The 5,478-nt window shown below is 37.1% G+C and carries 5 protein-coding genes; 2 read left to right on the forward strand and 3 right to left on the reverse strand.

Features of this window, described 5'->3' with window-relative positions:
- Positions 1-76: 76 nt before the first annotated feature.
- Both KSO91_RS15900 and yddG read right to left on the reverse strand, forming a co-directional pair.
- Positions 77-574, reverse strand: a complete 498-nt coding sequence (locus KSO91_RS15900; RefSeq protein WP_238744012.1) for an ATP-binding protein — start codon at positions 572-574, stop codon at positions 77-79.
- Positions 575-730: 156 nt separating this feature from the next.
- Positions 731-1,687, reverse strand: a complete 957-nt coding sequence (gene yddG / locus KSO91_RS15905; protein ID WP_420830957.1) for an aromatic amino acid DMT transporter YddG — start codon at positions 1,685-1,687, stop codon at positions 731-733.
- Between the two features lie 771 nt (positions 1,688-2,458).
- Here yddG and KSO91_RS15910 point away from each other — a divergent pair.
- Together KSO91_RS15910 and KSO91_RS15915 are read left to right on the forward strand one after the other, a co-directional pair.
- The gene (locus KSO91_RS15910; protein WP_238744014.1) at positions 2,459-2,941 is read left to right on the forward strand and encodes a DUF3015 domain-containing protein; all 483 of its coding nucleotides are present in this window, start codon (positions 2,459-2,461) and stop codon (positions 2,939-2,941) included.
- A gap of 72 nt (positions 2,942-3,013) precedes the next feature.
- Complete coding sequence (locus KSO91_RS15915; RefSeq protein WP_238744015.1) at positions 3,014-4,858, forward strand: Lnb N-terminal periplasmic domain-containing protein; 1,845 nt, start codon at positions 3,014-3,016, stop codon at positions 4,856-4,858.
- Positions 4,859-5,248: 390 nt separating this feature from the next.
- Here KSO91_RS15915 and KSO91_RS15920 read toward each other — a convergent pair whose 3' ends face one another.
- Positions 5,249-5,407: a hypothetical protein gene (locus KSO91_RS15920; protein WP_238744016.1), complete on the reverse strand. Its 159-nt coding sequence runs from the start codon at positions 5,405-5,407 to the stop codon at positions 5,249-5,251.
- Positions 5,408-5,478: the final 71 nt, after the last annotated feature.

A 5,478-nucleotide genomic window follows, 5' to 3' on the forward strand; every position in this document is an offset into this window, starting at 1 on the left:
CCTTTCTCGCATTTAGACTCATAGACTTAATCATTTCTAGTTACCTCATCTTAAAAGAATCACAACTAGTGTTATTTTAGATGAGGCAACGACATATTAGTAGTATGAATTTTAGTGAGTCAATGCGCTCTCTAGCTTTTTGTAGTTCTTGAACAATAGCGGTACTGGTAGTGAATTTTACGCGTATAGCGTTTTCAATTAATGCATAACCTAAAGCTGATGCTAAATGTGTTTTTCCTAATCCGCTTGCACCAAAAACTAAAATATTATGACCCTGTTTTAGCCAATCAAGTTGTTTGGCTTTGTGCTTTATTTGTTGCGCATTCACACCTGTAACTTCACTGAAGTCATATTGAGAAAGTTGCTTTCCTATTGGTAATTTACTTTCCTTTAGCAAGCGCTTAAGCCTATTATCTTGGCGATGATCAACCTCAATTTCACAGAGTTCAGCAAGGAATAGATCTGGTTCCCATTGCTCACTAATTGCTTTTTCTACTACTGTCGGTAGCGCTTTTGCCATCGCACTTAATCTAAGTTCTTTAAGTAATAATGGTAAACTTTGAACATTAGCCATGCATACCTCCTAATAAACTGTCGTAGCTATTAATAGGATGCTGATGGCTAATAAAGAAATAAAGTGGGACAGCCATAACTTTTTGACTTATTAGTATAGACAACAATTAACTACAACAGCGCTTCTTATTTACAGGAAATCAGCTAGACGCTTTTTTTATTCAACATTGATATACGCGGCCATATCTATAGTTTCAGAAGGTTTTTCTCGGGTAAACCACCAACAAAGTAGAGAAGCAATAGTGACCATTACCACGCCTTGCCAAAACGTTGCTGTCAGTTCAATATCCAAAATCAATGCTGAAAAGAAAGTAGATAATAAAGGCGTGAAATATGACAGGGTTGCCAACAGCATCATATTGCCGCCAATAATACCTATATTCCATAATGCATACCCACTCCCCATTGCTACGCCCGTTATTAATAAGTCAATCGCCGCGCCTGATGTGAAAACGATGGCCGGTTCATTACTCATAAAATAGGTGATCCATAAAGTTATAGCGGTTGCTATAAAGAACCAGGTAATGGCATTCTTTCCGTTCGCCAATCGTTTGGTGATATTGCAGTAAAATGCCCAAATAAAAGCGCCCATCAATGCCATTGAATAACTGACTGGGTTTGTCGCTATATTTTCTGCCAATTGACTAATCGAAATTCCTCCATCACCACTCACCGTCCAAGCTACACCGAAAAACGATAGTGCTATCGCCGCATAAAGTCGTTTATCAACGGGCTTTTTACTGGTACACACTGCGAGCAAGACCACTAAAGAGGGCCATAAATAGTTAATTACACCCATTTCGACCGCTTGAATTCGGTTATTCGCCATTCCTAACGCAAGTGATAAGCAAATTTCATAGCTGACAAACAGCGCCCCACCGATCAGAAGGTATTTTAATGATAAGTCTTTAAATCGAGGCGCACCAATGAAGATCAAAAGAAATAAAGAACTCACTGAATAAATCATTGCTGCCCCACCAATTGCGCCTAATTGCTCTGCTACATTGCGCACAAATCCTACCGTTGTGCTCCAGATTAATATGGCTAAGCAGCCTGCAAGCGTGTATTTACGTATATCAGTCAAGATAATTCCCTTAGCGCTTGTGTACCGCATTTGATAGATAACGCAGGCTAACAAAGACGGCTTGTTATATGAAGTAAAAAATAAACAGTGAAGTGAATCCGACTCACAATGAGAAGGAGAAATGAGCCTTATTTTCTTAAAGCAAGGGACGGAGAGCAACCTTAATATTCTCGCTGAACCTTGTTTAACGCGCGCAAAGGAGAATAAATAAACGTTATGGCTAAAATGTTTTTGAATATATGCAATGTACAAAAATTGCATATTGCTATGCTGGCCATCTAAATTGAAATGGGTAGTGAAGCTTATAAAGAGATAGTCTGTACAACAATGGCAGGGGATTGGGAAAAGTTAAATAATAAAGCTGGACAGCCATAACATTTATAACTTTTTGGGACATAACTTTTCGGCAGATCGAGAATTTACCTTTACTGAAAATATTTGGTTGTCCAGTTTTTGGTACCAACCAGCAATAGTCGATAAATGGCTAAAAATTTGATATTTTTTAAAATTTTCAATAAGTTTAAGGTAGTGTTTCATTATTTAACCCGCTCTATTTACGTGGGTATTTATTCCTTGGATTTAAATTATCTGCTTTAATAAAAAATAAAACGGCTAATTTTCTATTAACTTTTGAATATAACAAAGAATCGGTTGTTTATTAGACGCATGGTGCACATTTTCTTTGTTTTTTACACTTAATGGTGTTGTTCATTTTTTTTTGTTATTATGTCAAGTAAATATGATTCTCAACTTTTTGTGATTCATATTTTATATAACTTACCCCATACAAGGATTTATCGAATGAAAAAATTAATTGCAATTGCGGCCATCTCTCTTTTACCTTTTACGAATGCAATGGCAGATCAAGACATTGGTTGTGGTCTTGGTAGTATGATTTTCGCTGGTGAGCAAGGCAAAGTAATGAAAGTACTTGGTGCTACGACTAATGGGACGTCTGGAAACCAAACTTTTGGTATTACATTTGGTACATTAGGTTGTGATGGAACAGGCACAATTACGTCAACTGCAAAACTTGCACTATTTATTGATGGAAACATGGATAATTTAGCTCGTGATATTGCAAAAGGTGAAGGCGAAACGCTTGCAACGCTTACTGAAGCTTGGGGCGTTGCCGAACAAGATAAAGCTGTATTCGCTGAGCTTGCTCAAGCTAATTTTTCTGAAATTTTCACTTCAGAGAACGTAACTTCACAAAACGTTTTAGAAAACTTGAATAAAGTTATCGCTAACAACGATCAATTATCAGTTTACACTCTTTCATAATTTGAAGTTAGCGTTCAAACTATGAGTTCCCTATAATTAAAGCCCCTATTGGGGCTTTTGTATTTAATGATTATGTATAAAAAACTCCGTCTATTATCTTGGTTTTACTTATTCTTTACTTCATTGTCATTTGCGTCTGATAAACAGCTTGCAGATCTTTCTGAAAACATATATTGGCTGCAATTAGGACACTATCGCCCGGCGTTAAAAACGAACTGGAAAAGTGATATTGATAATCAAGATTTTTTTATTGCCGTAAATGGTAAGTACGATCCTTCTGCTGAATTAAAAGCCACTATGGCTGCTTTTGATATTGAAGTTAATAAGCAGGACAATACGCTAAGTTGTAAGTATCCTGCCCGTTATCTTTGGTTGCGTGAAAAAGTGGCTAATACTTGGCCTGATTTAAACTGCCTTGAAATACAAAAATGGAAAGAGACAATTAATCCTGCCGGTATTACCTTAGTCTTTCCTACTGCATTTATGAATAGCCCCTCTTCAATGTTCGGCCATACCTTATTGCGAATTGATGCAAAAAATCAAACTCAAAACCAAGCGTTAATGGCTTTTGCCGTGAACTTTGCAGCACAGCCTGATGCTGATGACAATGCTGCCGCTTATGCAGTGAAAGGGTTAATTGGACAATACCCCGGTCGCTTTAGTTTGATGCCATATTACCGTAAGGTACGCGAATATAATGATCTAGAATCTCGAGATATCTGGGAATATAAGTTGAATTTGAGCGCCGCAGAAGTTGAAAAAATATTACATCATCTATGGGAATTACAAAACGCGACATTTGATTACTACTTTATCGACGAAAATTGCTCATACCAACTTTTAGCTTTATTGCAGTTAGCGCGGGAAGATTTAGATTTAACTTCGGCTTTTGTTTTTCAAGCAATTCCATCTGATACCGTTTCAGTACTAGGAGACAGTGATTTATTGTCTGAGCCTAATTATCGTCCTGCTTTTGGCACAAAATTATATGCTTATTCCGAACAAATGAATGATGTTTTGCTGGCAGAGGCTCGCTCTGTGATGTCTGGAGTTGCTTTGGATAAAACAAAATATACTGAGCAGGAGCAAGCTGCAATTTTGGAAATGGCTTATGAATGGCTTAACTTTGAGTTTTATGATCAAGGGGTAAGCAGGGAATTGATCGCACCACGATTAACGGATTTGCTCATACAACGCAGTAAAGTGAAAATAAAATCTCCATTTTTGGAGGCAAAATCACCATCACAATCTCCAGATAAAGGGCATGCATCCTCGCGATTTTCGGTCAGCTATCGTTACGACCAAGATTATTCAGATCGTTATAGTTTATCGTATCGGCTTGCCTATCATGATTTATTGGACGCCTCTGCTGGTTTTATTCCTGCAGCGAAAATTAGCTTTTTGGATGTAGAAGTGAGTATGGATAAAAATAACGCCGCACTTTTAGAACGTTTCTATTTCTTAGATGCGATGTCCCTTGCACCCGATAACCGTATTTTTGACACTTGGTCATGGAATTTACGTATGGGCTATGATCGTCAACCCGATATTTATAAGCGTGCTAGTAGAGAGTTCATCCAAGGTGGTTATGGTAAATCTTGGGGAGATCCGAATGTATTACATAGTTACCTATTAGCCTCAACGGAAATTAATATTGGTGACATTACCGGTAGCGGCATGGAAATAGCTATTGGCGCTGAATTAGGTGCATTTTGGGAGATTAATTCTTCGAATAAAGTCGCGATTGCTGGCAATGTTATGCATTTGCTGAATGCTGATGTTAGTCACCACAGTACAGTGGATTTATCGTGGAACTGGGCCTTGTCAACTAATTGGGCACTCCGCAGCCAGGTGGGCTACCATCAATGGATAACGGAAGAAAAATCAGGGAAATTAACTATTTACCATTATTTTTAAATTAACATTTTTTTTGCATAAGAATTTATTTTTAGCATTATTTCCTCTACATTTTTACTCGTAGTTTTTTAAAACTATAAGGATAAAGCAGTGAATGTTGAACAAATTTGAAATCTAGGGAAAGAAATAAAGTTGAAGAAGTAAAGTTGGACAGCCAGTGCGCGAGATAAATCGGTATTAGATTAGAGGCGCAATTCCTCTGTTCGCTAAGGTTGGCGAACCGCCGAAATCCCGAGTCATGGTTATAGAACAGTCGTTAGTTCGGATTGCTGTATGTCATGAAAGGTGATTTGCTGAGTCGAGGCCTTTAATAGTTTAGGGAAATCATTGATTATGATATTTAAATATTTTTGGATGGCAGCATAAAGAGGCGAACTATTAATATTGGAATTATAGTTGTTCTTGATATTTATCTTTATTGGTATCTAACCATTCTTCTAATTCATCAATGGTGCCAAAAAAGAGGCAGAGGTTATTCATATCCATAATATTCCATGTCTGATTGATGGTATCGTACAGGGAAAATACTTTAGTTTTAATGCTGGACATAATAACGCCTTATTTCATAAATGGTCTATTTGTATTTGTTTAAGAAGCAATTATATCAATTATTCTTTATT

This window comes from Psychromonas antarctica (assembly GCF_022267535.1).
Taxonomy (GTDB): Bacteria; Pseudomonadota; Gammaproteobacteria; order Enterobacterales; family Psychromonadaceae; genus Psychromonas; species Psychromonas antarctica.